Source organism: Paenibacillus sp. 32352 (assembly GCF_002042965.1).
Taxonomy (GTDB): domain Bacteria; phylum Bacillota; class Bacilli; order Paenibacillales; family NBRC-103111; genus Paenibacillus_S; species Paenibacillus_S vulneris.
The window spans coordinates 98421-124370 of record NZ_MZNT01000017.1 but is presented as its reverse complement, the minus strand read 5'-3'; the positions used below and the strand labels follow the sequence as shown (position 1 = coordinate 124370).

The 25950-nt window shown below is 49.6% G+C and carries 20 protein-coding genes; 3 read left to right on the top strand and 17 right to left on the bottom strand.

Translation table 11 applies throughout. The features are described 5' to 3' along the window. The first annotated feature begins 242 nt into the window (after nt 1–242). Both B1728_RS30955 and B1728_RS30950 read left to right on the top strand, forming a co-directional pair. The gene (locus tag B1728_RS30955) at nt 243–1034 is read left to right on the top strand and encodes a flagellar motor protein (RefSeq protein WP_079914282.1); all 792 of its coding nucleotides are present in this window, start codon (nt 243–245) and stop codon (nt 1032–1034) included. Continuing rightward, nucleotides 1018–1785 carry an OmpA/MotB family protein gene (locus B1728_RS30950; protein ID WP_079914281.1) on the top strand — a complete coding sequence of 256 codons (768 nt, stop codon included), beginning with the start codon at nt 1018–1020 and terminating at the stop codon, nt 1783–1785. The genes B1728_RS30955 and B1728_RS30950 overlap by 17 nt, the downstream gene beginning before the upstream one ends. Nucleotides 1786–1885: 100 nt before the next feature. Here B1728_RS30950 and B1728_RS30945 read toward each other — a convergent pair whose 3' ends face one another. From B1728_RS30945 to ftsE, 5 genes are all read right to left on the bottom strand, one after another. Beyond that, nucleotides 1886–3175, bottom strand: coding sequence for a PDZ domain-containing protein (locus B1728_RS30945; RefSeq protein ID WP_079914280.1), 1290 nt, complete (start codon nt 3173–3175; stop codon nt 1886–1888). 159 nt (nt 3176–3334) lie between these two features. Next, nucleotides 3335–4783, bottom strand: a complete 1449-nt coding sequence (locus B1728_RS30940) for a S41 family peptidase (protein ID WP_079914279.1) — start codon at nt 4781–4783, stop codon at nt 3335–3337. 86 nt (nt 4784–4869) lie between these two features. Further along, nucleotides 4870–6150, bottom strand: a complete 1281-nt coding sequence (locus B1728_RS30935; RefSeq protein ID WP_256865589.1) for a murein hydrolase activator EnvC family protein — start codon at nt 6148–6150, stop codon at nt 4870–4872. Between the two features lie 70 nt (nt 6151–6220). Next, nucleotides 6221–7138 carry a permease-like cell division protein FtsX gene (gene ftsX, locus B1728_RS30930; RefSeq protein ID WP_079914278.1) on the bottom strand — a complete coding sequence of 306 codons (918 nt, stop codon included), beginning with the start codon at nt 7136–7138 and terminating at the stop codon, nt 6221–6223. Then, on the bottom strand, nt 7128–7814 hold the full coding sequence (ftsE, locus tag B1728_RS30925; RefSeq protein WP_079914328.1) for a cell division ATP-binding protein FtsE: 687 nt from the start codon (nt 7812–7814) through the stop codon (nt 7128–7130). Before ftsE ends, ftsX begins: the two co-directional genes overlap by 11 nt. A gap of 222 nt (nt 7815–8036) precedes the next feature. Here ftsE and B1728_RS30920 point away from each other — a divergent pair, with 222 nt between their 5' ends. Continuing rightward, the gene (locus B1728_RS30920) at nt 8037–9593 is read left to right on the top strand and encodes a VanW family protein (protein ID WP_256865588.1); all 1557 of its coding nucleotides are present in this window, start codon (nt 8037–8039) and stop codon (nt 9591–9593) included. A gap of 97 nt (nt 9594–9690) precedes the next feature. On the opposite strand, the gene B1728_RS30915 is transcribed toward B1728_RS30920, so the two are convergent. The 12 genes from B1728_RS30915 to hpf form a co-directional block, all read right to left on the bottom strand. Then, nucleotides 9691–11094: a YcdB/YcdC domain-containing protein gene (locus B1728_RS30915; RefSeq protein WP_079914276.1), complete on the bottom strand. Its 1404-nt coding sequence runs from the start codon at nt 11092–11094 to the stop codon at nt 9691–9693. A 159-nt stretch (nt 11095–11253) separates the two neighbouring features. Continuing rightward, a complete protein-coding gene (gene argH / locus B1728_RS30910) occupies nt 11254–12669 on the bottom strand; it encodes an argininosuccinate lyase (protein WP_079914275.1) in 1416 nt (471 codons plus the stop codon). Between the two features lie 172 nt (nt 12670–12841). Further along, nucleotides 12842–14080, bottom strand: a complete 1239-nt coding sequence (locus tag B1728_RS30905; protein ID WP_079914274.1) for an argininosuccinate synthase — start codon at nt 14078–14080, stop codon at nt 12842–12844. Nucleotides 14081–14169: 89 nt separating this feature from the next. Further along, the gene (argF, locus tag B1728_RS30900; RefSeq protein ID WP_079914327.1) at nt 14170–15123 is read right to left on the bottom strand and encodes an ornithine carbamoyltransferase; all 954 of its coding nucleotides are present in this window, start codon (nt 15121–15123) and stop codon (nt 14170–14172) included. Nucleotides 15124–15294: 171 nt separating this feature from the next. Beyond that, complete coding sequence (locus tag B1728_RS30895; protein WP_079914273.1) at nt 15295–16485, bottom strand: acetylornithine transaminase; 1191 nt, start codon at nt 16483–16485, stop codon at nt 15295–15297. A 46-nt stretch (nt 16486–16531) separates the two neighbouring features. Continuing rightward, entirely contained in the window at nt 16532–17314 is a 783-nt protein-coding gene (argB, locus tag B1728_RS30890) for an acetylglutamate kinase (RefSeq protein ID WP_079914272.1), read from the bottom strand. A 99-nt stretch (nt 17315–17413) separates the two neighbouring features. Further along, on the bottom strand, nt 17414–18640 hold the full coding sequence (gene argJ / locus B1728_RS30885; protein WP_079914271.1) for a bifunctional glutamate N-acetyltransferase/amino-acid acetyltransferase ArgJ: 1227 nt from the start codon (nt 18638–18640) through the stop codon (nt 17414–17416). 27 nt (nt 18641–18667) lie between these two features. After that, on the bottom strand, nt 18668–19717 hold the full coding sequence (gene argC / locus B1728_RS30880) for an N-acetyl-gamma-glutamyl-phosphate reductase (protein WP_079914270.1): 1050 nt from the start codon (nt 19715–19717) through the stop codon (nt 18668–18670). Between the two features lie 194 nt (nt 19718–19911). Continuing rightward, complete coding sequence (locus B1728_RS30875) at nt 19912–20802, bottom strand: YitT family protein (RefSeq protein WP_079914269.1); 891 nt, start codon at nt 20800–20802, stop codon at nt 19912–19914. A 416-nt stretch (nt 20803–21218) separates the two neighbouring features. Next, nucleotides 21219–22335, bottom strand: a protein-coding gene (prfB, locus tag B1728_RS30870) for a peptide chain release factor 2 (protein WP_144028064.1) whose coding sequence is annotated in 2 segments (ribosomal slippage) — nt 21219–22262 and nt 22264–22335 — 1116 coding nt in all. Because the reading frame shifts where the segments join, the coding sequence is not laid out codon by codon here. A gap of 121 nt (nt 22336–22456) precedes the next feature. Continuing rightward, nucleotides 22457–24970: a preprotein translocase subunit SecA gene (gene secA, locus B1728_RS30865; RefSeq protein ID WP_079914267.1), complete on the bottom strand. Its 2514-nt coding sequence runs from the start codon at nt 24968–24970 to the stop codon at nt 22457–22459. Nucleotides 24971–25134: 164 nt separating this feature from the next. Then, nucleotides 25135–25677, bottom strand: coding sequence for a ribosome hibernation-promoting factor, HPF/YfiA family (hpf, locus tag B1728_RS30860; RefSeq protein WP_079914266.1), 543 nt, complete (start codon nt 25675–25677; stop codon nt 25135–25137). Nucleotides 25678–25950: the final 273 nt, after the last annotated feature.

Genomic DNA, 25950 nt, shown 5'->3' with positions numbered 1-25950 from the left:
AGATCATTCTCTATAAACTTTTGCCGGGATGTTTCCGATAAATACTATGCGTCACATCGACGCAGGTTGACTCCGTTCGACTTTTTCCTCTATAGGAATATTTGTTCCCATATATTATACCTTTTTTCAGGTTATGTTGCAAACGCATAAGTCTTCCACTTCTATGCTGCAGCCACAGCCGAAGAACGGATTTAAAAAACAAGAAGCATTCTCATTTACTCGAACTAGGGGTGGTACGAAAAATGGATTTGACAACAATTCTAGGTATTGTATTCGGCTTGGGCGCCCTAATCGGCGGTTACATGTGGGATGGAGGACATATTTCTGCACTGATAGTCCCAAGTGCCATGCTGATCGTATTCGGCGGAACCATTGGAGCGGTTGTAGTAAGCTTTCCAATGTCAACGTTGAAGGAAACGCCAAAAGCGTTGAAAATGGCATTTAAAGAAACCAAGCGCGATCCAGGCGCTATCATCGACGAGCTGGTCGACATGGCTACAGTTGCCAGACGGGAAGGCGTACTTGCCTTGGAGCAGCGTGCGCAGGAGCACAGCAACGACTTTTTGCGCGATGGCTTGATGATGGTCGTTGACGGCACCGATCCTGAATTGACAAGACAAATTTTGGAGCTCGAAATGGATGCTTTGGAGCATCATCACGAAGGCTGGGCCAAAATTTTTGAATCCGCCGGCGGTTTTGCGCCAACGATGGGGATCATCGGTACGGTAATGGGTCTGATCCACGTTCTGGGCAACCTTTCCGAGCCAAGCACATTAGGACCTGCGATCGCGGTCGCTTTTGCCGCTACCTTGTACGGGGTTGCATCCGCTAACGTTATTTACATGCCGCTTGCCCAAAAGATCAAAGTCCGCAGCAAGGAGCAAATTTCCGAAATGGAGCTTATGCTGGAAGGGATTTTGGCGCTGCAAGCCGGTGAAAATCCGCAGCTGATCAAGAAAAAATTGAAATCGTTCCTACACCAAGAGCAGAAGAAACCGGAAAGCGAAGGTGATACCGGTGGCGAGGAGAAATAAAAAGCACGCAGCCCACGAGAACCATGAACGATGGTTAATTACTTATTCCGACTTGATCACGCTTCTTCTGGTTTTCTTTATCATCATGTACGCCATGAGTAAAATCGATAATGAAAAGTATTCGGTCCTGGCCTCAGCGCTCAGCTTTGAATTTAAGAAGTCGGATACGGTGCTGCCGCAGGGCGAAGGGGTTCTCGGCCGCGTGAGCACCGCCAAGTCACAGGAAGGCGAGAAAACCGAGAACAACGAGAAGGATAAGAAAGAACGTGAAGAACTGGAGCAGCGCGAAAAGCAGCTGCAAAACTTGCTGGAACAAGTTCAGCAGTATATTCAGCAAAACAATCTGCAGGCCCAAGTGTCCGCCGCCAATACCCCAAGAGGAGTTGCGGTGACACTGAACGATCTGTTCCTGTTCGATCTTGGAAAGGCCGATTTGAAAAAGGATGCCTACCCGATATTGAACCAATTGGCCAGCTTGTTCCCTACTCTGAAGGATACGACGATCAGCATTGAGGGGCATACGGATAACCTTCCGCTAGCGACGGGTTCGCTCTATAAGGATAACTGGGGGTTGTCGAACGAACGTTCCCTATCGGTGCTTCGCTACTTTGTATATAATGACGGCTTGGATCCGAAGCTCTTCATCTCGACCGGCTACGCCGATACCCGGCCTGTCGCCGACAATGATACCGTCGAGAACCGCGCCAAAAACCGCCGTGTCGAAATTGTCGTTCTCAGAGGTAAAAGCTGATCATACACCACTAGGTTATCGGTAAAATGATTAATATCGGTTCGAAAAAAAGCTGTCGGGGATATCCCCGGCAGCTTTTCAATTTACTATTCTCTATACGTTACATCGGCTTCGTCGTATCGGAAGGCTTGCTGAGCAATCCGACCAGCTTTCTTCTCATATAAGCGAAAATAGGGGTCTGCTTCTCTACGGCATAGTACATTGCATCTTGATCCGGGGCCAATAAAATACCTAATTGATGATGCTCTCCCGAGAACATGGCCCGCTTCAAAAATTTGCTCTCCCCCGCCAAGTTCAATACTTCCAGCTTGCAGAAGGCCGAATTCACTTGCATAGCTTGGTGAAGCTCACTTTTGGTTCGTATTGGCATTCCATTGACTTTATGAAGAATTTCGCCTGGCACAATGCCAAGCTCGTCCGCAGGACTCCCGGGCAGTATGGCCAGCACCTTCAAGCCCCGCTGATCGTGTACAAATATCGGACTGCGCTTGGCTTCGTCCCAACGGCTGAACAAGAGCAGCCCTTCATGCAGCGCAATGCATAAGAGGGAAGCGGCCAAGGTCACTACAGGCCATTCATGAACGGCAATCGCAAGGAGCAGGACGAGGCAGGCATACAATGCCAACAATCTGGACGTCAGCCTGGCCTTCATTTGCGGCAGCCGGGACATCGTTAATTCTGCAAAGCCGATCATGACGGGGAAACCGACAATCGTCCAGCCACCGCTCCATAATTCACCGCCTAACAGCGGAGTCCAGGGCAATGGATGAACGTTCCCTCCCTGAAGCGGCACCAGCAAAAACAAAGCGACAGGCCAAAATCCCTGCATGTGATAACCGCCGACAATTTTCCCGCGCTTGCTTTCGTAAAACATCGGCGTGGCCGTTCTCGCCCCCTGCAACCGAACCAGAATAGCTTCAATTAAGTGAAGCACAGCCACAAGAGCAAGCAGCGTCGGCACGTTAAGGCTTCGTAAAGGCTCCAGCAGCCAAGCTGGCATTATGTCCGATACAGTGCCTATTGTGCTGACCAGCACTTGAATGATTCCTATAGCCCCGACCGCATAAGCCCAACATAGAAACCGGACACGGAACAAGATCAGCAGCATAGAAATAATCCATAGCAGGACAACGGCCTCCGGCTGAATGGTTGCTCCAACAACGGCCATAAGAACGGACGCGAGCAGGCCGCCAATCCATCCCCATAGCAGCGCCCGCCATGTTTCCGATAGTAATGAATGCAGCTTGGTATGAAACAGCTTGCGTTCGAATTGAATCTGTCTTCGATACTGAAGCACTATAAATAAAATCCCTACATAATAAAACGGATGCAACAGCAATTGCAGCAAGGCGTGAAGCCCTTGGTAAGCCAAATCCGCTAATAAGTTCATTAGGCTGCTCCTTTGTTACACAAGGATAAAGGCATGACCGCCTATCGTACATCATTCATGGGTTCAAAAAAAGAAAGAAAGCTGGACGAGTCCAACCTTCTTTACCATTCGACGCCTATAGGGGCTTTTCCTTCTACGATTCCATTTTTCCAACAGACCTTATTTGGTTATAGCCGATTGGATTTCCTGAACCGCCGCTTTCAGCTGCAGGTCGTTCTTCGGATCTTTGATTTCATTCAAGATCGCTTTTTCCAGCTGATTGGCTGTTTCTACGTCAACTTCACCGGTGACCGGCAAGTTATGAAGACGTTGGAATGCTTTTACAGCTGCAGCGGTCTTCTCACTAAAGTAGCCGTCGGTCCGATCCGGATTCATTCCGAGTCCGGTCAGCATGATTTGCAGGTTCTTCACGTCATCGCCAATCGAATCAGGCTTAAGGGTCGCCTTTTTCGTCAATGGAGCTACTTTAAAATAAGCCGGCTGTTCAACAGCAATGTCGGGAGTAATCCCTTTTTTGTGAATCCATGTTCCGTTCGGCGTCAGCCATTTGTATACGGTCATCTTAATATTGCTTCCATCGCCCATTTCCTTCTCGAACGGCACCTGTACCGTCCCTTTTCCGAAGGAGGTTTCCCCGACCAGCTTGCTACCAGCGGAGTCACGAAGAGCACCTGCTAATATTTCAGAAGCACTTGCGCTTCCTTTGTTCATCAGAACGGTGACCGGATAACTTTTTCCCGCCCCCTGGGACGGTGTGTCCTCCTGCTTGCCATTACGATCCTCGATCTTGACAATCGGTTTGCCTTTGGCAATAAACGGCTCTGCAATCTCCACTACAGCCTGCAGTAAGCCGCCCGGATCGTTACGAACGTCGATGACAAGCCCCTTCATTCCTTTGGATTCCAGGTTTTGCAGCTCTTCCTTGAAGCGTTTGGCTGTATTCGTGGAGAACTGGCGAATTTCGATTTTCCCGATATTGCCTTGAAGCATCTCGGCGTAGACCGTCTCTACGTCAATGTCATCACGAACCACGATCATTTGGATCGGCTCCTGAGTACCCGGACGCAGGATTTCAAGCTTCGCCTGGGTTCCTTTCGGACCGCGGATTTTCATCACGGCCTGGTTCAGCGTCAGCCCGTCCAATTTCTCTCCGTTCACCGACAGAATGACATCCTTGGCATGCAGGCCCGCCTTTTCCGCCGGAGAGCCCTTGATTGGAGCCACGATCGTTACTTTGCCGTCTTCCGTAGATACCTCAGCGCCAATCCCTTGGAACGAGGATGTGATGCTTTCGTCAAACTGCTTCGCTTCCTTCTGGTCCATATACACGGTAAAGGGATCGTCCAATGTGGCAAGCATTCCGTTAATGGCTCCGTTGACGACCTTTTCATGATCGACCTCAGATAGGAATTTGTTCTGTATCAGCTGATACGTCGTTGCTATTTTGTTCATGTCCTTGGAAGTTAACCCTGATTTCACCGCAGCCGTGGAGCCTTCCTTCCCGGCACCGGCAAACATGGACGGATTTACAATCGTAAGCGTCATAATGCTGCTGGCGAACATAGCCAACAAAATAAATGCTAAAACCGTACGTCCTTTAAACGTCATTGCCCTTTACACCGCCTTTGTTCCTACCTTGGTGAACTCGTCTCTGTATTATATGACAAGCTATTAGAAATTATTAACAGCGGTTTTTATTTTAAATACGGTTTCGGATCAACCGGATCTTCGTTAATGCGCACCTCAAAATGCAGATGGTTGCCTGTGGATTCTCCTGTAGAGCCCACTTCCGCGATTTTTTGGCCGCGCTTCACATGGTCTCCTTTTTCTACTACCGTACCTCCATTACGAATGTGTCCATATAGCGTCCAGTAACCATTCCCATGGTCAATGATTACCGTGTTGCCGTAACCGCTCCACCAAGAAGCGACAATAACTTCACCCTCTGCCGCCGCCAGGATGTCCGTTCCGTTAGGGGCACCCAAGTCAATGCCTTTATGCAATTTCTTGGCGCCGGTGAACGGATCGGAACGGTATCCGAAATCCGAAGTCATCGGAGCTACTTTAGCTAACGGATAGCCGAATTTGCCCCCGGAGGTGGATGTTGGTGCCGCCGAGGCTGTAGAACCGCCTCCACCGCTGCTGCCGCTATTTCCACTTGCCTTCGCCTTGGCCGCCGCATCTGCTGCAGCTTTCGCAGCCTCTGCCGCAGCCGCTTTACGCTTTTGCTCCGCTAAAGCAGCCGACTTACGGGCATATTGAAGAAGCTGCTGCTCCTGATCCTCGCTGATGTCTTCAAGCTCTTTTTCCTTTTTGGATAGACTGGCAATTTTGACTTCCTTATCTTTCTCCTTAGCCACCAGGCTAGCTTTGATTGCAGCAGACTGGCTATATAGATCACTTACCTGCTTGAACTCCTGCTCAATCTGATTTTGCTTCACTTCTTTGGCTTCCCTGTCCCGCTGGTTCGCCTGCAATATTTCCTTATCCTGATTCACAATAGCCCTTAGCGCGTTCATGCGGTCCAGGAAATCCCCAAAGCTCGTAGAGCTAAACAGAACGTCCGCATACGATACGACACCGTTCATGTACATAAGACGCAGACGAGATTTTAGCAGCACATCGCGGGCCTCGATTTGGGCCTTCAGCTCGTCCAGCAGCTTGCTGTTCTCTGTCAGCTTATCCTTCGTATCCGCTATTTGCTCATTCAATTTGTTCAGCTTCAAATTCTCATCTTCGATCTGCTTAATGATGCTTTTGACCTCAGCTTCCACCTGCTGTTTATCCTGCTGTACCTTGCTTATTTCCTGCTGGGTTTCGGTAGCCTTTTGCTGGGTGGAATTTTGCTGCTTCTTCAGTTGATCCAGCTGCTGCTGAATCTTTTGCGATTCGGACAAAGCAAAGGACAGCTGCGGCACAAGCAGCGTACTTGCCATCCCCGCGGTAACGACCAGTGATAGAACGGACTTCTTCAACTTTCGTTTCCTCCCCAACTAGATTCATTCCTTAGCCGGATATGGCTTAAGCTTGTTTACACCATCTATGCTACACTCGCAAAAACTTTCGTACGGACAAGGTGCTGCCAAAGATCCCGATTAACACGCCGATTCCAAGCAGCAGACCCGACATCGAATAGTATATCTGATTAAAAGGCAACAGCTTAATCATCAGCAAGTTCAAATCAAGCTGTGTCGAGCTCATCAATTCCCAGTAACCATATAACAAAATGGCGGTAGGAATAATGGATCCTACAATGCCCAGTAAAGCTCCCTCGATAAAAAACGGCCAGCGAATAAAGGAGTTCGTCGCCCCGACCAGCTTCATGATGCCAATCTCGCGGCGACGCGCTACAATAGTAATCTTAATCGTATTGGCGATAAGGAACATCGCCGTCAATGCAAGCCCTGCTACCAGCACAAGTCCGATGTTACGAACGATTTGGGTAACCTTAAACATCGTTTCTACCGTTCCCTGTCCGTAGCTGACACGATAAATCGGTTTGGAGGCTTTTCCGTTGTTCAGATCGCTGATTTGCTGGGCAACCGTTCCTACTTGGCGGGGCTCAACTACTTCGACAGTAAAAGAATCATTCAGAGGGTTATTGTCTCCGTCAAATCCTTCCAGCAAAGACTTTCCGCTATCGCCGAGCTTGTCCCGCAAGTAATTAAGCCCTTCATCCTTCGATATGAAGGTAACGTTGGCAACATTGGCTATAGAGGCAATCTCCGTTTGCAGGGATGCCGTCTGCTCCTTGGTAATGTTCACATCCAGGTAAACGCGAATCTCTACCTGCTGCTCGATTTGCTGGGCGAGATAATTCACATTCAGCGTCAGCAGTAAAAATACACCTAATATCAATAACGAAATGGCAATTGAGCTTATCGAAGCGAACGTCATCCAGCCATTGCGGATCACATTTTTACCGCCTTCCCGTAAGTGGCGGAAGACTGTGCTAATCCTCATAGCCGTATTCACCCCTAACTTCGTCACGGGCAATTTGTCCCTGTTCAATAGCCAGAACACGTTTGCGCATCGTGTTTACGATTTCTTTGTTGTGTGTAGCCATGATGATCGTCGTACCACGAAAATTGATCTCTTCCATCAGCTTCATAATGTCCCAGGATGTATCGGGGTCGAGGTTACCCGTAGGCTCATCGGCAATGATGACCGAAGGGTTGTTCACGATAGCCCTGGCGATCGCTACCCGCTGCTGCTCTCCGCCAGATAATTGCGTCGGCAAAGAGCCGGCTTTATCCTTCAGCCTGACGAGCTCAAGAACCTCCTGCACACGCCGGCGGATCAGCTTTTTGGGTGCTTCAATAACCTCCATTGCAAAGGAAATGTTCTCATACACAGTCAGCTTGGGAAGCAGGCGGAAATCCTGAAAGATAACACCGATATTGCGGCGCACATACGGAATCTTGCGCTGCTTCAGCTTTTCCAAATTAAATCCGTTTACAAAAATACTTCCCTTCGTAGGCCGTTCTTCTCTATAAATCAATTTCATAAATGTCGATTTTCCTGCACCCGACGGACCTACCACATACAAGAACTCATTGCGGTCCACCTTGACATTGATGCCTCGCAACGCCTGACTTCCATCGGGATACGTCTTCCAAACGTCATGCATTTCAATCACGGTATCACATCCTGAATTTTTAGCTAGCTTATATCCTTTCGACATAAACAGGTAAATTCCTTTACGCGTAAAAGATTTTCAACACATTTTCACATTTACCCCGGCATTTTTTGTAGAAAACACGAATATTCCCACAGGCAAATTTCCGAAATGACAGCATATATATCAATATGTACGAGCAGAGCTTGTCATGGAACCATGAAACCAAAGGAGACGAAATCGATGACGCGTCAGCGCATGTTGATATGGCAGGCGATTGTAGGCTTGCTGCTGTTTGCCTGTGCCGCTTGTGCAGCCATGGCCTGGTACGGATCGCAGCGAACGCTTCCCGCAGGCTTAACCGTAGATAACTGGGACGTCGGCGGTTTACCGATTCTTGAATTCGAGCGCCAGCTGGAGGGCAAAAAAAAGCTGCTTCTGCAGCAAACAGTCCGGATGGTCAGCAAGCAGCCCGGTGTTCCGCTCCAGCCTGCAGACTGGATGCTGGATCAGCTCGGATTGGATCTCTCCCTGCAGGACGTGATCGACCGGCTTCAACCGCTCAAAACAGGCTCCTTGTTTCACAGAGCCGCCTATCGCTGGCATATCCGCAATGAAGAGTGGCCCCTGGCCCCTACCTTTGATGCTGCCAAGCTTCATGCCACACTTATGCGCGGATTTCCGGAGCTGTACAATAAACAGCCTGTCGATGCTCAAAGAATTGTAGGTCCGAACGACATGATCAGCTATGTGCCCGAAACAGCCGTCATGCGTATCCATGAACCGGAGCTGCTTCAGCAGCTGCAGCGAATTCTTCCTTCCATGGGAACCATCGGTTGGACAGTGGGAAAGGATGGGCGGCGCTTTGCGGACTACCCGGGGGAAAATCACTCCGGAGAAGGAGCGGTCCAGCGGGTTCAGGAGGAGGCAGCGCCTGTGGTAGTGCCTGCGGGGAAAACGCCGTTTCTTGTCGTACTCCCTTTGGTAAATCAGGAGCCTGCCGTCACCATCAGCATGCTCCAAGCGCAAGGAATTGAGCGTAAAATCAGCGAGTTTACAACAACATACCCGCAAAACGGCGAAGGGCGGATTCACAATATACGCTCTACAGCCCAATCTATCCAAGATGTGTTATTAAAGCCCGGGGAAACCTTCGATTACGCAACCTATATCGCCCAAACCGAAGCCAAATTCGGCTTCAAGGAAGCACCCGTCATTCTCAACGGCAAGCTGGTGCCGGGTATCGGAGGCGGGATCTGTCAGGTTTCGTCCACTCTGTACAATGCCGTGCTTCGCGCAGGCCTGCAAATCGTCGAGCGACGCAACCACTCGCTTCCGGTCAGCTATGTTCCACTAGGGCAGGACGCCACCTTCGCAAGCGGCCATATCAACTTCAAATTCCGCAACAATACGGAGAAGCACCTACTGATTCGTACCTATACGGACGACCGCCAGATTACCGTCAAATTATTCGGACAAACGCCAACGGATATTACCTACGCCATCGAGTCGACTACTATCGAAAAGCTGCAGCCTTCCATCAAATACATCTTAAACCCGACGCTCTCCAAAGGAAAAAAACAGACCATCAGCACAGGAAAAACCGGCTACGTCGTCGATACATACCGGATCAAAATGCAAAATGGAGTCGAAATAAGCAGGGAAAGGATTTCTCATGACACATATGCCGCTCAACCTACCATCATTGCTACCAACCAAGGCAGTGCCGCAGAACCGAACAACCGGCAGCCGGAAGCCCCACTTATAGAGGACGGCGTGAAGGGGCCGACTTTCCGTTGACAAAGAAGCAGCTCCTGCTAATAGGAATTAGCGGGGCTGCTTCTTTATCCAGCTTCTCTTTTCTATGATCCTTAAAGCTATGAGGTTTTCTCTACCACTATCGTTGCGCGGATTTAATCTTTTCCTCTGAAGTTACCTCCGATGTCAAGCTATGTCTCCATACGGCATCCTTCGCATCCAGAAAGTAGTCAAGATATTTGTCTTTGTTAACCAGACCATATACTAGCCTTGCCTCCACTGGCTCATTATTCACTACTTGCAGAGTCCCTTCCTTCCACGCCTTGGAAATACTGCTCTTATCAGTATCATGCCTGTAACTGAGCTGCAGATCATATTTTTTCATGAGCATCATTTTTAAGCTATCTTCATTGAAGTAAGGCATATCATCATAATTCAATTCGTGCAGACTATTAGAGTACAAAGAAACCTTACCAGATTCCTTATCTATTCCTATTATCACGTATCCCCCTCTAGCCCCGGGGACATTTTGTGTAAAATAAACCGAATATTCCTCAGCACCCCTGCGTTCTTGAATCGTAACTTTATTTTGTCGTACTTCTGATAAAACAAGCTGATGCGCATGACGGGGTACATATTGTTTGATAAATTCAATCGCAATTTTCTTAGCCTCTTCCTCATTTATCGGGCTATGTCCTTCTATCTTGCAATCGTTAAAGTAATAGATCAGTTCACCTGTGCCTTGTTGAAGCTGCACGTAAGATGAGCAGTAAGTATCTCCCACTTTTTTAACCCAGTTAACCCTCCAGAAAGGGCCGCTAAAAGCATTATTGAAACCAACCGATTCCGAGAACACATTCGGTTTTTCCGAACCTGATGGGATCATAGCGAATGACGACGCTCTTTTTAAAGCTTCTTCCGCTGTAGGAACAGGTAGAATTGCGTTATCGATAGGATGCTCGATAATTGGCTTTTGTGTCGCAAGACGCAGTCCCTCTTCATCCTCAATCAGCTCTCCGGTAATGGCATCAATTGCCGTTTCTTGTGCCAGCCGATAACTATAAAACCCCGTTTTCTGTTCACCGTGATTGATTCTATCCGGGTACTCAGCTGAAACATACGGTTTCATTTGCTCTATCAGCTTCAGCTTGGCATTTTCTATGTTCAGAACATTTTCCGTCTTAGGAAGCTTCAGCTCTTTGTTCCAAAAAATTTGCTTGCTTATTATAGTTCCCCTTTGATCTATATCCAGGTTAATGAAATTATTCGGGTAAGGTATTCCATCGATAACTCTTTTAAATTGAAAATAATAATGGTTTTCATTAGGCGGCATTGATACTACTCTCGAATCTTCAACAACAAAGCTGCCCTTCGCAAAAGGATATTCCTTTTCAATAAATTTCGCAGCAAAGTCTTGAGCTTGGGTCAAGCTGCTTAACAAAACGGGTGATTCCTCAGCCTCTGCGTAAGGAACGGCAGTACCTATCAGCAATAGGATTAATAGTAAAGTGATAACGGATACGACATCGCGTCTCTTCTTCATACACGCCTCCCAGTTATGGCAATATTTTCAACAATAAGACGCATCCCCGTTACACTTTGTTTCATATCTCTTCGTGATTTTCAAAATTTTCTTTGGAACCCAATAAAAAACCCGCTGCCGAGAAGAGTTTCTCAAACAACGGGCAATTTCCCATATAGATTATTGGCTTTTGTTACTGTACTGCTCGAACCATTCGTTCGTATGGTTGATCACTACCTCAGCACGAGCAATAGCTTCGCTAACCTGATTGCTTGCCGTACCGCCGTAAACGTTACGGGCGTTAACGACCTGCTCCGGCTGCAACACTTTATAGATATCCTGCTCGAAAAGGGTTGAGAACTGGTGGAATTCCTCCAGCTTCAGATCGAGCAGGAATTTGCCGTTTTGGATACAGTAGAGTACGGTTTTACCGATAACTTCATGTGCTTGGCGGAAAGGCAGGCCCTTGTTAACCAAGTAGTCCGCAATATCCGTTGCATTAGAGAAGTCCTGGTTAACCGCTTGACGCATGCGATCCTTATTAACCTTCATAGTGCTAACCATCGGGGCATACAGCTGAAGGGCACCTTGAAGCGTACGAACCGTGTCCAGCATGCCTTCTTTATCCTCCTGCATGTCCTTGTTATAGGCAAGAGGCAGCGACTTAAGGACCGTCAACAAGCCGAACAGGTTGCCGTATACACGGCCGGTTTTTCCGCGAACAAGCTCCGGTACGTCCGGATTTTTCTTCTGAGGCATGATGCTGCTTCCCGTACAAAATGCATCGTCAAGCTCGATGAAATGGAATTCTGTCGAAGACCAAAGAATGAATTCTTCGCTCAAGCGGGACAGGTGCATCATAATCATGGAAGCATTGGACAGAAACTCAATGATAAAATCACGGTCGCTGACAGCGTCCAGGGAATTCTCGTACACACCGTCGAAGCCCAGCTGCTGAGCCACGAAATGACGATCGATCGGGAATGTAGTTCCCGCCAGAGCTCCCGCTCCGAGCGGCAGCACGTTAATGCGTTTGTAGCTGTCCTGCAAACGCTCGATATCGCGCTGGAACATCGACACATAGGCCATCAGATGATGGGCGAACAAAATCGGCTGAGCGCGCTGAAGATGCGTATAGCCAGGAATGATTGTATCGAGGTTGTTCTTTGCCTGCTCGATCAATGCTTCCTGAAGCTTATTCAACAGCCCAACGAATTCCACTACACGTTTGCGCAAGTACAAGTGCATGTCGGTAGCGACCTGGTCGTTGCGGCTGCGTCCCGTGTGCAGCTTGCCGCCTACAGGCCCTACTTCTTCGATCAGGGCTTTTTCAATGTTCATGTGGATGTCCTCGTCGCTGACAGAGAACTCCATTTCCCCGCGGCGGATCGTGCCCTGCACCTTCAATAACCCGTCCTTGATGGTCTCCACATCTTCCTGCGGCAAAATTCCGCATTTGCCAAGCATCGTTACGTGAGCCAAGCTGCCTTGAATATCTTCTTCAGCCAGCTCTTTATCGAACATGATGGAAGCCGTATACTCCTCCACCAGCTGGTCCGTTTTTTTAGTAAATCGTCCACCCCAAAGCTTTGACACGGCTGCTGCCCCTTTCTAAGAACTTTCCGTAGGAAAGTTGACTTCGTAAGCAATACTAACGAGCTTTCCTTGAGGAAAGCTCTTTCTGTATACGTGATGCAGGGCCTCCCTATGGAGATCCATAGGAAAGCCCGTCTCACGAAAAGGACGCGATTCCCACGGCCTTCTGTCCTTACTTCTTCGCGTTTTGTTGAACGCCGGAAGATACCTTCAAACGAAGCGCGTTCAGGCGGATAAAGCCTGTTGCGTCACCTTGATTGTAAGCTTGTGTAGGATCAGCTTCCATCGTTGCGATGTCAGGGTTGTACAAGCTCACAGGGCTTTGTACGCCGGCTCCGATAACATTACCTTTGTACAGCTTCAGACGGACCGTACCTGTTACATTCTTTTGGCTCTCATCCACGAGCGCTTGCAGGGCAAGACGTTCCGGAGCGAACCAGAAGCCGTTATATACAAGAGTCGCATAACGGGAGATTAGGGAGTCACGGAGGTTCATAACCTCACGGTCCATGGTCAAGGACTCCATTTTGCGGTGAGCAGTGAACAGGATTGTTCCGCCCGGAGTCTCATATACGCCGCGGCTCTTCATGCCGACAAAACGGTTTTCTACCATATCTACACGGCCGATGCCATGCTTGCCGCCCAGCTCATTCAGGCGTTCCATTACTTGCAGAGGAGTCATGCGGTCGCCGTTCAAGCCGACGCAGTTCCCTTTTTCAAAATTCAGCTCCACATACTCTGCTTGGTCCGGTGCATCCTCAGGGTCTACACTCAAGACGAACATATCCTTGTTAGACGGCGCACTTGGATCGAACCATGGATCCTCGAGCATGCCGCTCTCAAAGCTGATATGCAGCAGGTTACGGTCTGTCGAATAAGGCTTTGCAGCGGAAGCTGTTACCGGAATTCCGTGCTTTTCGGCATATGCGATCATTTCTGCGCGTCCAGGGAAGGTTTCGCGGAACTCATCCAAACGCCAAGGAGCAATAACCTCCAGCTCAGGAGCCAGAGCAGCTACAGTCAGCTCGAAGCGAACTTGGTCGTTCCCTTTTCCTGTCGCACCGTGTGCGATAGCTGTTGCGCCCTCTTTGCGCGCGATTTCTACCATGCGTTTGGCAATCAAAGGACGTGCGATACTTGTACCGAGCAAATATTGTCCTTCATACAGCGCACCCGCTTGGAACATAGGGAAGATGAAGTCTTTTGCAAATTCATCGCGGAGGTCGTCGATATAGATTTTGGAAGCGCCCGTTGCCAAAGCTTTAGCTTCCAGACCGTCCAGCTCTTCCTTTTGCCCGATGTCCGCAGTAAATGCGATAATTTCTGCATCATAGGTTTCTTTTAACCATTTCAAAATGATCGATGTATCCAAACCGCCCGAATAGGCCAGTACGATTTTTTGCTTTGCCATTGTCCCGCTCTCCTTTATTCGTCAAGCCTGCACACAGTGGGCAGCTGGTTCATGCCCACCGCTTCATAGCAGACTCTCTATAGTGAAAATTACATAACAGCAACCATGATTGCTTTTTGCGCATGAAGACGGTTTTCCGCCTGATCAAAAATAATCGAGTTCTCCCCGTCGATAACGCCTTCGCTAACCTCTTCGCCGCGATGCGCCGGCAGGCAGTGCATGAACAAGTAATCCTTCTTCGCATACTTGGCCAGCTCTTCGTTCACTTGGTAATCCTTAAAGGCGATCTCACGCTCTTTTTGCTCGGCTTCAAAGCCCATGCTTGCCCATACGTCCGTATAAATAACGTCCGCGTCCGCTACCGCTTCCTTAGGATCGTTGCCGACGTACAGCTTGGAGCCGGTTTGTGCCGCCACTTCTTTCGTGGACTCCACGATACCTTTATCCGGCTCATAGCCGACCGGCGATGCGGAAGCAAAATCAACACCCAGCTTAGCCGACATCATCATCAAGGAATGCAGCATATTGTTGCCGTCCCCGACATAAGCAACCTTCAAGCCTTTTAAAGTGCCTTTATGCTCCAAAATCGTTTGGAAATCCGCCAATGCCTGGCAAGGGTGCGTACGGTCCGTTAAGCCGTTGATGACCGGGATGGTGGCGCCTCTCGCCAAGTCAATGACCTTGCGGTGCTCGTAGGTACGGATCATAATGCCGTCCAAGTAACGGGACATCACTTGCGCCGTATCCCAGATCGATTCTCCGCGCCCGATTTGAAGATCGTTTTTGCTCAAGAAGAGAGCTTGACCGCCCAATTGGTACATCCCTACTTCAAATGATACGCGTGTACGAGTTGACGATTTTTCAAAGATCATCCCCAGCGTTTTTCCTTTGAGAGGCTGGTATACCTCCCCGGCTTTTTGCTTCCGTTTCAATTCAATAGCCAGGTCAATCAAATATTTCAGCTCTTCCGGAGAATAATCGGCAACGGCCAGGAAGTCCCGTCCTTTCAAGTCGATGGCCACAGGCTGTTCGGTTCCTGCCAATGTAATCGCCCCTTTCAATAAGTTGTATAAGTAACTATCCGCCAAGCAGGAGGGCAAGGCTGTAACTCCGGAATCAATACCGATCCGCAAATAACAGCATTCCTACCCTCTAAGCTGCTTTCAGCGGGCTTCATATATTTTAACGATAGCTTAATGTCGTCTAAAAGATGCTTATACCGCTGCTGCGGCTTGTTTGCTTAATACAGAGCAGACTACATCAAGTCCGCGATCCAGGTCTTCTTTGGAGATAAGCAAGCTTGGCGCAAGACGAATAACGTTAGGCCCGGCCGAAACAACAAGCACGGCTTGCTCCTGGATAGCTGTAATCAAATCAGCTACCGGCTGCGTGCAGCCGATGCCAATCAGCATTCCGAGACCGCGAATTTCCGTCACCAGCGGATTGCCTGCCAGCTTCTCCTTCAACGTACTGACGATGTAATCCCCAAGCTCCGCCGCACGATCCGACAGCTTCTCGGCAAGCATCGTTTCCATCGTTGCGATACCCGCTGCGGTGGACAAGTAATTGCCTCCGAAGGTGGAGCCGTGGCTGCCTGCACTGAATGCACTGCGCAGATGCTCCTTACCGACCATCGCCCCGATCGGCATTCCGCTTCCCAACCCTTTGGCCAGGGTAAAAATGTCCGGCTCCACGCCGTAATGCTCGTAAGCAAACATTTTACCAGTACGTCCGATACCGGTTTGGATTTCGTCAATGATCAACAGCAGCCCATGCTGCTTGCACAGCTCCGCTATGCGGGCCACGAATGCAGGATCAGCTGGATTAACGCCGCCTTCACCTTGTACCATCTCCAGCATGATAGCGCATGTTTTCGGTCCGATCGCTTGCTCCAGGGCTTCCGAATCATTGTATGGTGCGTATACGAAGCCTTCTGGAAGCGGCGCAAAGCCGTCCTTGACCTTATCCTGCCCGGTCGCGGTCAATGTTGCCAAGGTACGTCCATGGAACGACAGGTGGAAGGTAATAATTTCGTATTGGTCCGGCTTGCCGAGTACTTTGTTGAAATACCGGCGTGCCAGTTTGATGGCCGCTTCGTTCGCCTCCGCACCGCTGTTGCAGAAAAATACGGCATCGCCGCAGCTGTTGTCCGTCAGCAGCTTCGCGAGCTTTTCCTGATTCGGAATATGAAACAGGTTGCTGGTGTGCCACAGCTGGTCAACCTGATCCTTCAGGCGTTCCTTGACCTGTTTGGGCGCATGCCCCAGGTTGGTAACCGCCAAGCCGCACATCAGATCGAGATACTCCTTGCCATTCTCATCCCATAGACGGCTGCCTTCCCCCTTCACAAATGCTAGCGGGTAGCGCCCGTAATTCGGAAACAATGAATTAGCTCCTTCTCCCATGCTGAATCACTCCTTTTTCCTATAATAACTATCCAGATAATTGCATTTATTTAACGATTCGTGTTCCGATCGCAGCGCCTTTGATTACCTTGCTCAACACTTCCGGCTCCGCACCGTTCACGATGATAACCTCACGAACTTTGCCTTGAATACATTGAACCGCCGCACGAACCTTCGGAATCATTCCGCCGTAAATTTCCCCGCTGGCGATCATAGCGTCGATCTCCTGCACCGTTACGGAAGGCAGCACTTTTTTCTCGCCGTTCATGATGCCAGGCACATCCGTAACAACGATCATTCGTTCAACGCCCAGATGCGATGCAACGGCGCCTGCGGCCGTGTCCGCATTAATATTATACCGCTGGCCTCCATCGGCTCCAAGTCCGACAGGCGCAATAACCGGCATATAACCCATCTTCACGATTCCTTGAATCAGCTCGGCGTTGACTTTCGTTACGTCGCCGACAAGACCGACTTCGTGAGCGTTAGCGACCGGCTCTGCCTGAATGAGATGACCGTCTACCCCGGACAGTCCCATAGCCCGAGCCCCGGACAGCTGAATTTTGCGTACGATCTCTTTATTGATTTGACCCGACAGCACCATCTCAACCACGTCGAGCACGGCTTCATTGGTCTTCCGCAGACCGTTGACGAACTCGGTTTCGATACCGAGCTTCTCAAGCGTTGAAGAAATCGCCGGACCGCCCCCGTGGACGATGACCGGAATGATGGCCTCATCCTGAAGCCTCTTCATATCCAAGAAAAATGAATCCGGCAGAGCCGCCAGCGTGCTGCCGCCGCATTTCATCACAAAACACATTGCGCTCATGCTTCGTTCCCCTTTATATACACGGCTCGCCCGCTGACAGCCTTGTGCTGTACCGGCAGACGTTCCGTTTGCTCAGCTTATTTTCGTTTAAAATCTCTCTTACGTCCGGTACGCCGCGTTGATGCGAACATAATCATAGGTCAAGTCGCAGCCCCATGCGGTTGCAGTCTCCGAGCCCATGTTCAAATTCACGTGAATTTGCACCAGCTCGCCCTTTAAGTACTCCTCGGCCCGGTCTTCATCGAACTTCACCGGACGCGACTGCTCCAGTACGAGGATATCCCCCAAACGGATGTCCACGGTTTCCGTATTCACCGGCTGTCCAGCGCGGCCTACTGCCGCAATGATACGGCCCCAGTTCGCGTCTGCGCCGTAGCAGGCCGACTTCACCAGGCTCGAGCCGACGATCGTCTTGGCAATCGCCCGAGCCGCTTCCTGTGTCTCAGCTCCTGCCACATTGACCTCGATGAGCTTCGTAGCGCCTTCCCCGTCGCGGGCAATGGCTTTGGCCAAATATTCGCCTACATAGCGGAAGCCCGCTTCGAACGAAGCCCAGTCCGGATGCTCGGGCGTCAGGCTGTCATTGCCAGCCATGCCGCTCGCCATAACGACAACCATGTCGTTAGTGCTTGTATCGCCATCCACAGTGATCATGTTGAAGGTGGAATCCGTAACGCCGTTCAGCAGCTTTTGCAGCTGGGCGCTCTCAATGTTGGCATCCGTCGTCATAAAGCCGAGCATCGTTGCCATGTTCGGATGTATCATGCCCGACCCTTTCGCTGCACCGGCAATATGTACCGTTTTGCCATTCACCGTCAGCTTGACGCAGGTCATCTTCTGCACCAGATCGGTCGTGAGGATCGCCTGACAGAAATCTTCTCCTCCGTCCAGTTTCACTTCGGCAGGAAGCTTCTCGATCCCGCTCAGCACTTTAGGCATTGGCAGCAGCTCTCCGATAACGCCCGTCGAGGTAACGCCGACATGATGCTCCGCAACGCCAAAAGCTTTTGCAGCTGCAGCACGCATCTCGCGAGCGTCGTCCTCTCCCTGCTTACCTGTGCAGGCGTTGGCATTGCCGCTGTTAACTATCATCGCTTGCAGCTTGCCGTCTACGGCAATGCTATCCTGCGTCACGCGCAGAGGCGCCGCCTGAAAGGCATTGAGTGTGTAGACACCCGCAGCTTGGGCAGGAACCTCACACACAATGACACCGAGGTCAAAACGATTTGTTTTCTTCAAGCCGCAATGCAAGCCTCCTGCACGAAAGCCCTGCGGTGTTGTGATCGAGCCTTCCGGCACGACGGTAAATTGATCCTTCACTTTCATCTTCTCCTCACCCATGGCATGTTACTGTTATGGATACACCGGGGTGAACGCCAAACCGGTCGATTCTTCCCAGCCCATCATCAAGTTCAAGTTTTGGACGGCCTGACCGGCTGCCCCTTTCACAACATTATCAATGACTGAAATGATCGTTAAACGGCCCGTACGCTCATCCAGCGAGAAGCCGATATCGCAATAGTTGGAGCCCCATACCTGCTTCGTCGCCGGCCACTGGCCCTTCTGGCGAATTCTCACGAAGCGGCGGCCTTCATAATACTGACGGTACATTTCAATGATCTCATCTTCCGAATGAGTGCCATTCAGCTTGACATACATTGTTGACAAGATGCCGCGCGTCATCGGCACCAAATGAGTGGTAAAGGATACAACGACCTCTTCACCTGCTACACGGCTGAGAACCTGCTCAATTTCCGGCGTATGCTGGTGCTTATTCACTTTGTATGCCAAGAAGTTTTCGTTAATTTCGGAATAATGATGAGCTAAATTCAAGCCGCGACCTGCACCGGACACTCCGGATTTGGCATCGATAATGATCGAGGACAAATCTGCCCAGCCCTTGTCGACCAAAGGAACCAAGCCGAGCAGCGTCGCCGTCGGAAAGCATCCCGGATTCGAAATAAACGTCGCATCGCGAACTTCATCATCGAATACTTCGGATAAACCGTACACCGCTTTTTCTACATAGGCCGGATCCGCCGGCTTATGCTTATACCATTTTTCGTACACTTCTCCAGACTTCAACCGGAAATCGCCGGAGATATCAATGACCTTTAAGCCTGCGTCTACCAGCTTCGGAGCCAGCTCTGCAGCTACGCCATGCGGAGTCGCCATGAATACCACATCCGCTTTTTGCTTCATCAGTTCTACGTCGATGCCGTCCAGGTTGCCGACCATAATTTCATTCAAATGCGGATATCCGTCTGCAATCGGCGTTCCCGCGCTGGACGAAGAGATGACCGAAGTGATCTCCACGTTCGGATGCGCCAGAAGCAGCCTAATGACCTCTACTCCGCCGTATCCTGTTGCCCCGATAATTGCCGCTCTTAATTTATTAGACATAACCGTTCCCTCCACATGAAAAACTATGTATTATTATACATTCGAAGGTATAATAATTCAATGGATTTTTTCCCCCGATTTTGCTTCTTCCCCGATGTATTTTTCCTGCATAAATTTTTACTTTATGAGGCAAAAATTTCTTGCTGCCTTCCCCATTTTACCTAATCTGTCCCAAATTGCATACACTCACTTTTTTAAGATGGAATATGAAATTTGAAGCCTTCTCCGAGCACCTCATTCGTATCGCTCAATATGACAAAAGCCCCCGGATCCAATGCCTTCACAAGCTGCTTCAACCGGGTAACCTCTGATTGTCCTACTACAACCATCAGCACCGTCCTCTCTTCGCCGGTATAGCCTCCCGTAGCATGCAGTTGGGTGACCCCGCGGTCCAGATCATGCAAAATCGCTTCCCGAATTGGCGCTGTCTCGGAAGAGATAATAAAGGCTACTTTGGAGTAGCTCAGACCCAGCTGAACAATGTTGATGGTTTTGCTCGTTACGAATAATCCGATCAAGGCGTAGAGCGCTTTCTCCGGAGACAAGACGATGCCCGCGGTCAAAATGACCATCCCGTCCAGCATTGCAACAGCCAGCCCCAGGCTCAGCCCCGTAAATCTATGTATCATTTGGGCAGCCAAGTCCAACCCTCCCGTTGAGCCTCTGCCGCGGAAAACAAGTCCAAGCCCCATACCTATTAAAATGCCGCCATAAATACTGGCCAGCAAAATGTTATTCGTCAATGGCGGAAGATCGCGCGTTAGCAGAATAAGCATCGGCAGCAGGACCGAGCCTATGGCCGTTTTAACCCCGAACTGGCCTCCAAGAGCCCAGGTTCCTAATAAGAATAAAGGAATATTCAGTGCCCATTGCGTAATGGCAGGCTCAATCCCAAATAAGGAATTCACAATGATACTGATGCCGGATACCCCTCCGGAAGCAACCTGATTCGGACTCAAAAACATATTGAAGCTGATCGCAATCAACAGTGAGCCCAGCAGCAAAAGCACATACTCCATGACGCGCTGTCCCGGTCCAGGCTGCACTATCGCCGGGTTCCGCGGCCGTTTCTTCCTGCTTTGCATACGCATCCCTCCGTACCCTTCGTAACAATGTCATCGCAAACAAAAAAACATCCTACACGGACATAACCGTATCAACAATAACAAGGCAAGATCATGGACGGCCCGTGCCGCCCCTCTTCCAACGTTCTGTAGACTTGGCTTTATGTGTAGGATGTGCTTCCATGTTTTTATTTATAAAACGCCGAATTATTCGTGCAGGTTGTTGAAAAACCTATTCATATAGAAAAATGCGAAAGGGGGTAGGTGGGGTATCCCTCGTAGGAGCGGTAGCGTCCGCCTTTGTTCTCGGAAAATACCCGCTGTAAGCGATATAATCAAAATTTTTCTGGGAACAACAGTGGCCGGAGGGGGATACCTCACCGGGGTACCGATGCTATTTTTCAAGTTTTACAGGTTTTTCAACAGACTCCACCGAATTATTCGGCCGCATCCGATTTGATTTGCAGACGCAGGTAGGCATCGATAAACATATCGAGGTCTCCGTCCATAACGGCCCCGACGTTTCCTGTTTCCGCTGATGTGCGGTGATCCTTGACCATGCTGTATGGATGGAATACATAGGAACGAATTTGGCTGCCCCAGGCGATATCGGATACCTCGCCGCGAATCTCGGCAAGCTGCTTCATTTGCTCTTCGATCTTTTTCTCATACAGCTTGGAACGCAGCATTTTCATGGCGCGCTCCCGGTTCTTGATCTGCGAACGCTCCGTTTGGCAGCTTACAACGACACCGGTCGGGATGTGGGTAATCCGGACTGCAGAGTCCGTCGTATTGATATGCTGTCCGCCCGCGCCGCTGGAACGGTACGTATCCACCTTCAAATCCTCCGTGCGGATTTCTACCTCCACATCATCGTCGATCTCCGGCATCACGTCGCAGGATACAAACGATGTATGGCGCCGGCCCGAAGCGTCAAAAGGTGAGATCCGTACCAACCGATGAACGCCCTTCTCCGCTTTCAAGTAACCGTAGGCGTTATAGCCCTTGATTAACAGCGTTACGCTTTTTACTCCCGCTTCATCACCCGGCAAATAGTCCAGCACCTCAACCTTGAAGTCCCGTTTCTCCGCCCAACGGCGATACATGCGCAGCAGCATCTCCGCCCAATCCTGAGACTCCGTGCCTCCGGCTCCAGGATGAAGCTCCAGAATAGCGTTCAATTTATCGTAAGGCTGGCTTAGCAACAGCTGCAGCTCGAAGTTCTCCAGCTTCGTTACCAGGGAGGCGATACCTTGCTCGATATCGGCAGCCATACTATCATCCTGGTCCTCCTGCAACAGCTCGACCATAACTTCCAGATCCTCAAACTCGGAGGACAGCGCTTGAAATTCATCTACGCTCCCCTTAATCGCATTCATCTCGGCAATAATTTTCTGTGCTTGCTCGTTATCGTCCCAAAAATCGGGAGCCGCCATCTTTTCCTCATAGTTCGCGATTTGCTCCAGCTTCAGATCTAAGTCAAAGAGACCCCCTAAGCTCAGCTAACCTTTTAGCCGTTTCTCGTAAATCCTGTTTTACCTCTGGATCCAACATTATCCGTCACTCCTCCATATTCACTGCAAGCAGTCTAACCAGTTGTCTTCAAAAAAAGGGAGCCGGTAACAATACCGACGATCCCTTTGTTCAAATTTCCCTTATTTAAACCCGGTTCATCTTACTGAACGCCATGGCATTGCTTATATTTTTTGCCGCTGCCGCAAGGACACAGATCGTTACGACCTACTCTATCCTCGTCGTTGTTAACGACAGGCTTCTTCGGAGCCGGCTCTCCGTTGGAGCTCATTGCTTCCGCTTCGACCACCGGCTGACGCTCGAGGTTCGTTTCTACGTGGGCTTTCATAATATACGTAGCTACTTCCTCTTGAATGCTTTGAATCATCTCCTGGAACATCTCAAAGCCCTCAAATTGGTATTCACGAAGCGGATCTGTACCGCCGTAAGCACGCAAGTGGATACCTTGACGGAGCTGATCCATCGCATCAATGTGATCCATCCATTTGGAATCGACCGCACGCAGTACGATAACCTTCTCGAGCTCGCGCATAATCGGTTCGCCGATCGCCTGCTCGCGCTCTTCGTAAAGACGCATCACAAGATCCTTCATGTACTCAGTGATTTCTTCCTTCTCCTTGCCCCACAGCTCTTCGGCTGTTAACTGGCCTTCATGAAGGAAGGTGCCGTTAGCATAATCGACGATCGCTTGTAGATCCCATTCCTCTGGAACCAGATCCGCAGGACAGTGGGCTTCAACAAGACGCTCTACGACAGGCATCAGCATCCCGATGGTAATATCGCGGATGTTTTCCGATTCCAGCACCTCGCGGCGCTGCTTGTAAATAATTTCACGCTGCTGGTTCATCACATCGTCATACTGAAGAACGACTTTACGCACGTCAAAGTTGTTGCCCTCAACCCGCTTCTGAGCAGATTCCACGGCCTTGGTGATCAGCTTGCTCTCGATCGGCTGATCTTCCTCGAAGCCAAGGCGATCCATCATGCCCATGATGTTTTCCGCACCAAAACGGCGCATCAAATCATCCTCCATAGACAAGTAGAACTGTGAGGAGCCTGGGTCCCCTTGACGACCGGCACGGCCGCGGAGCTGGTTATCGATCCGGCGGCTCTCATGGCGCTCTGTACCTATAATATGCAGACCGCCAACATCGTGAACACCTTCACCCAACATAATGTCGGTTCCGCGTCCCGCCATGTTAGTGGCGATGGTTACCGCACCCGGCTGTCCTGCACGGGATACGATCTCCGCTTCCTCCGCATGGTATTTCGCATTCAGAACCTTGTGTGGAATTCCTTTTCTCTTCAGCATTTCAGACAAACGCTCGGAGTTCTCAATGGAAACCGTACCGACCAGCACCGGCTGCTTGGTCTGATGACGTTTCACAATTTCCTCCACAACGGCCCGGAATTTGCTGTTCACAGATTTATACACGACATCCGGAAGATCCTGACGGATCATTGGGCGGTTCGTCGGTACGACGATAACCTCCAAGCCGTAAATCTTCTTAAATTCTTCTTCCTCTGTCTTCGCCGTACCCGTCATCCCCGACAGCTTGCGGTACATCCGGAAATAGTTCTGGAATGTAATCGTGGCAAGTGTCATGGATTCATTTTGCACCTGCAGCTGCTCTTTGGCTTCAATCGCCTGGTGCAAGCCTTCGCTGTAACGGCGGCCTGTCATTAAGCGCCCTGTGAATTCGTCTACGATAACAACCTCGTTATCTTGAACGACATAGTCTACGTCCCGCTTCATAATGACATGAGCTTTCAAGGCCTGAGTAATGTGATGGTTCAAAGTAACGTTCGCGTGATCGAACAGGTTTTCGATGCCGAACGCTTCTTCCGCTTTCGCCACACCGGTCTCCGTCAAGGATACGGAGCGCATTTTAATATCTACGATATAATCTTCTTCTTCCTTCAGCTTACTTACGAAACGATCCGCCATGTAATACAAATCTGTCGATTTAGCTGCTTGTCCGGAAATAATGAGCGGCGTTCTCGCTTCATCGACCAGAATGGAGTCCACTTCGTCAATTACCGCGAAATAAAGCGGACGCTGTACCATCTGTTCTTTGTATACGACCATGTTGTCACGCAAGTAGTCAAAGCCGAACTCATTGTTCGTTCCATAAGTGATATCACAAGCGTAAGCAGCCTGCTTCTGGCCATGCTCTAGTGAATTCAAGTTTACGCCGACAGTCATGCCGAGAAATTCATACACTCTTCCCATCTCTGCACTGTCACGTTGAGCCAGGTAATCGTTGACGGTAACTACGTGAACACCTTTGCCTAATAAAGCATTCAAATATACCGGCAGGGTTCCAACCAGTGTCTTCCCTTCCCCGGTCCTCATTTCCGCAATACGGCCCTCATGAAGCACCATACCGCCGATTAACTGAACATCATAATGACGTTTACCAAGCACGCGCTTGGAAGCTTCACGCACAACAGCAAAGGCTTCAGGAAGCAGATCGTCCAAATCCTCGCCCTGCTCCAGACGTTCGCGGAATTCTACAGTTTTATGTCTAAGCTCCTCATCGGACAACCCCTCCATTGAGGGTTCCAATTCATTAATTGCTTCGACCGTTTTCCACAGCCGCTTCACTTCACGCTCATTTGAATCGCCGAATATTTTCTTAACGAGTCCTAGCATGGGCCCATCTCCCTTTTTTTAGAACGGTTTGCCTTAAATTGTAGCAGTTTGCGACACAAGTCGCAAGAATTGCGGGGTATCCTTTTATTATCTTCTGTCAATAGTTTCTTCAATAAACGCTAAAGAGCCTGCCCTGTCAGGCAAGCTCCCGAATTTCGCATCCATTATCTGGCCGGTTCAATCAAGCCGTATTTGCCGTCATTGCGTTTATATACCACATTCACTTGCTCTGTATTGGAATTGGCAAAAACGAAAAAGCTATGACCAACCATATTCATTTGCAGGATAGCTTCATCAATGTCCATCGGCTTAAGCATAAACTGCTTGGTCCTAACCAGTTCATATTCATCCTCATCTTCATACTGTGCAGGGGAATCCACTCTCAATATATCCCTCATGCCGCCCTCTTGGCGGATTTTACGATTCACCTTTGTTTTGTGCTTACGGATTTGCCGCTCCAGCTTATCGATCACCATATCGATGGAAGCGTACATATCGTTGCTCTTTTCCTCGGCCCGCAGCATGACACCTGTCAGCGGGATCGTCACCTCGACTGCTTGTAATCCTTTGACTACACTCAGTGTGACATGCACTTCAGTCATAGGGGGAGTTTCAAAGTACCTTTCCAGCTTGCTAAGCTTTTTCTCAACATACTCTTTAAGTGCCTCAGTAACCTCAATACGTTCACCGCGAATGTTGAATTTCATTGTACTTCTCCTCCTTTCATGTACCTATTATACTATATTCTATAGGCACCTTCAAAAATCCTTCATACTTATCGACAATTTTTCAAAATATTCTAACAATTTAGTGACGATGTGACAAAGCGCATAGAATCAGCGTTTTAAGAGAAGATCGCTCGCTTTCCGCGGGATGATAGGGCTCCTGGAAGTGCCTCTGCTTCCATAAAGCTTAACAAAAATATAATAACCTTATAAAGGATGCTTCATCTCGAAGCTGATTTAGGCCTTTGCGTGGAG

Excerpts from the sequence above, each read along its gene's own strand:
- hpf (WP_079914266.1), bottom strand. The coding sequence starts at position 25,677 with ATGAAATTCAACATTCGCGGTGAACGTATTGAGGTTACTGAGGCACTT.
- B1728_RS30905 (WP_079914274.1), bottom strand. The coding sequence starts at position 14,080 with ATGGCAAAGCAAAAAATCGTACTGGCCTATTCGGGCGGTTTGGATACA.
- B1728_RS30920 (WP_256865588.1), top strand. The coding sequence starts at position 8,037 with ATGACGCGTCAGCGCATGTTGATATGGCAGGCGATTGTAGGCTTGCTG.
- argC (WP_079914270.1), bottom strand. The coding sequence starts at position 19,717 with ATGTCTAATAAATTAAGAGCGGCAATTATCGGGGCAACAGGATACGGC.
- secA (WP_079914267.1), bottom strand. The coding sequence starts at position 24,970 with ATGCTAGGACTCGTTAAGAAAATATTCGGCGATTCAAATGAGCGTGAA.
- B1728_RS30940 (WP_079914279.1), bottom strand. The coding sequence starts at position 4,783 with ATGACGTTTAAAGGACGTACGGTTTTAGCATTTATTTTGTTGGCTATG.
- B1728_RS30875 (WP_079914269.1), bottom strand. The coding sequence starts at position 20,802 with ATGCAAAGCAGGAAGAAACGGCCGCGGAACCCGGCGATAGTGCAGCCT.
- B1728_RS30955 (WP_079914282.1), top strand. The coding sequence starts at position 243 with ATGGATTTGACAACAATTCTAGGTATTGTATTCGGCTTGGGCGCCCTA.
- B1728_RS30915 (WP_079914276.1), bottom strand. The coding sequence starts at position 11,094 with ATGAAGAAGAGACGCGATGTCGTATCCGTTATCACTTTACTATTAATC.
- argJ (WP_079914271.1), bottom strand. The coding sequence starts at position 18,640 with ATGAAAGTGAAGGATCAATTTACCGTCGTGCCGGAAGGCTCGATCACA.
- B1728_RS30895 (WP_079914273.1), bottom strand. The coding sequence starts at position 16,485 with ATGGGAGAAGGAGCTAATTCATTGTTTCCGAATTACGGGCGCTACCCG.
- B1728_RS30945 (WP_079914280.1), bottom strand. The coding sequence starts at position 3,175 with ATGAACTTATTAGCGGATTTGGCTTACCAAGGGCTTCACGCCTTGCTG.
- ftsX (WP_079914278.1), bottom strand. The coding sequence starts at position 7,138 with ATGAGGATTAGCACAGTCTTCCGCCACTTACGGGAAGGCGGTAAAAAT.
- argB (WP_079914272.1), bottom strand. The coding sequence starts at position 17,314 with ATGAGCGCAATGTGTTTTGTGATGAAATGCGGCGGCAGCACGCTGGCG.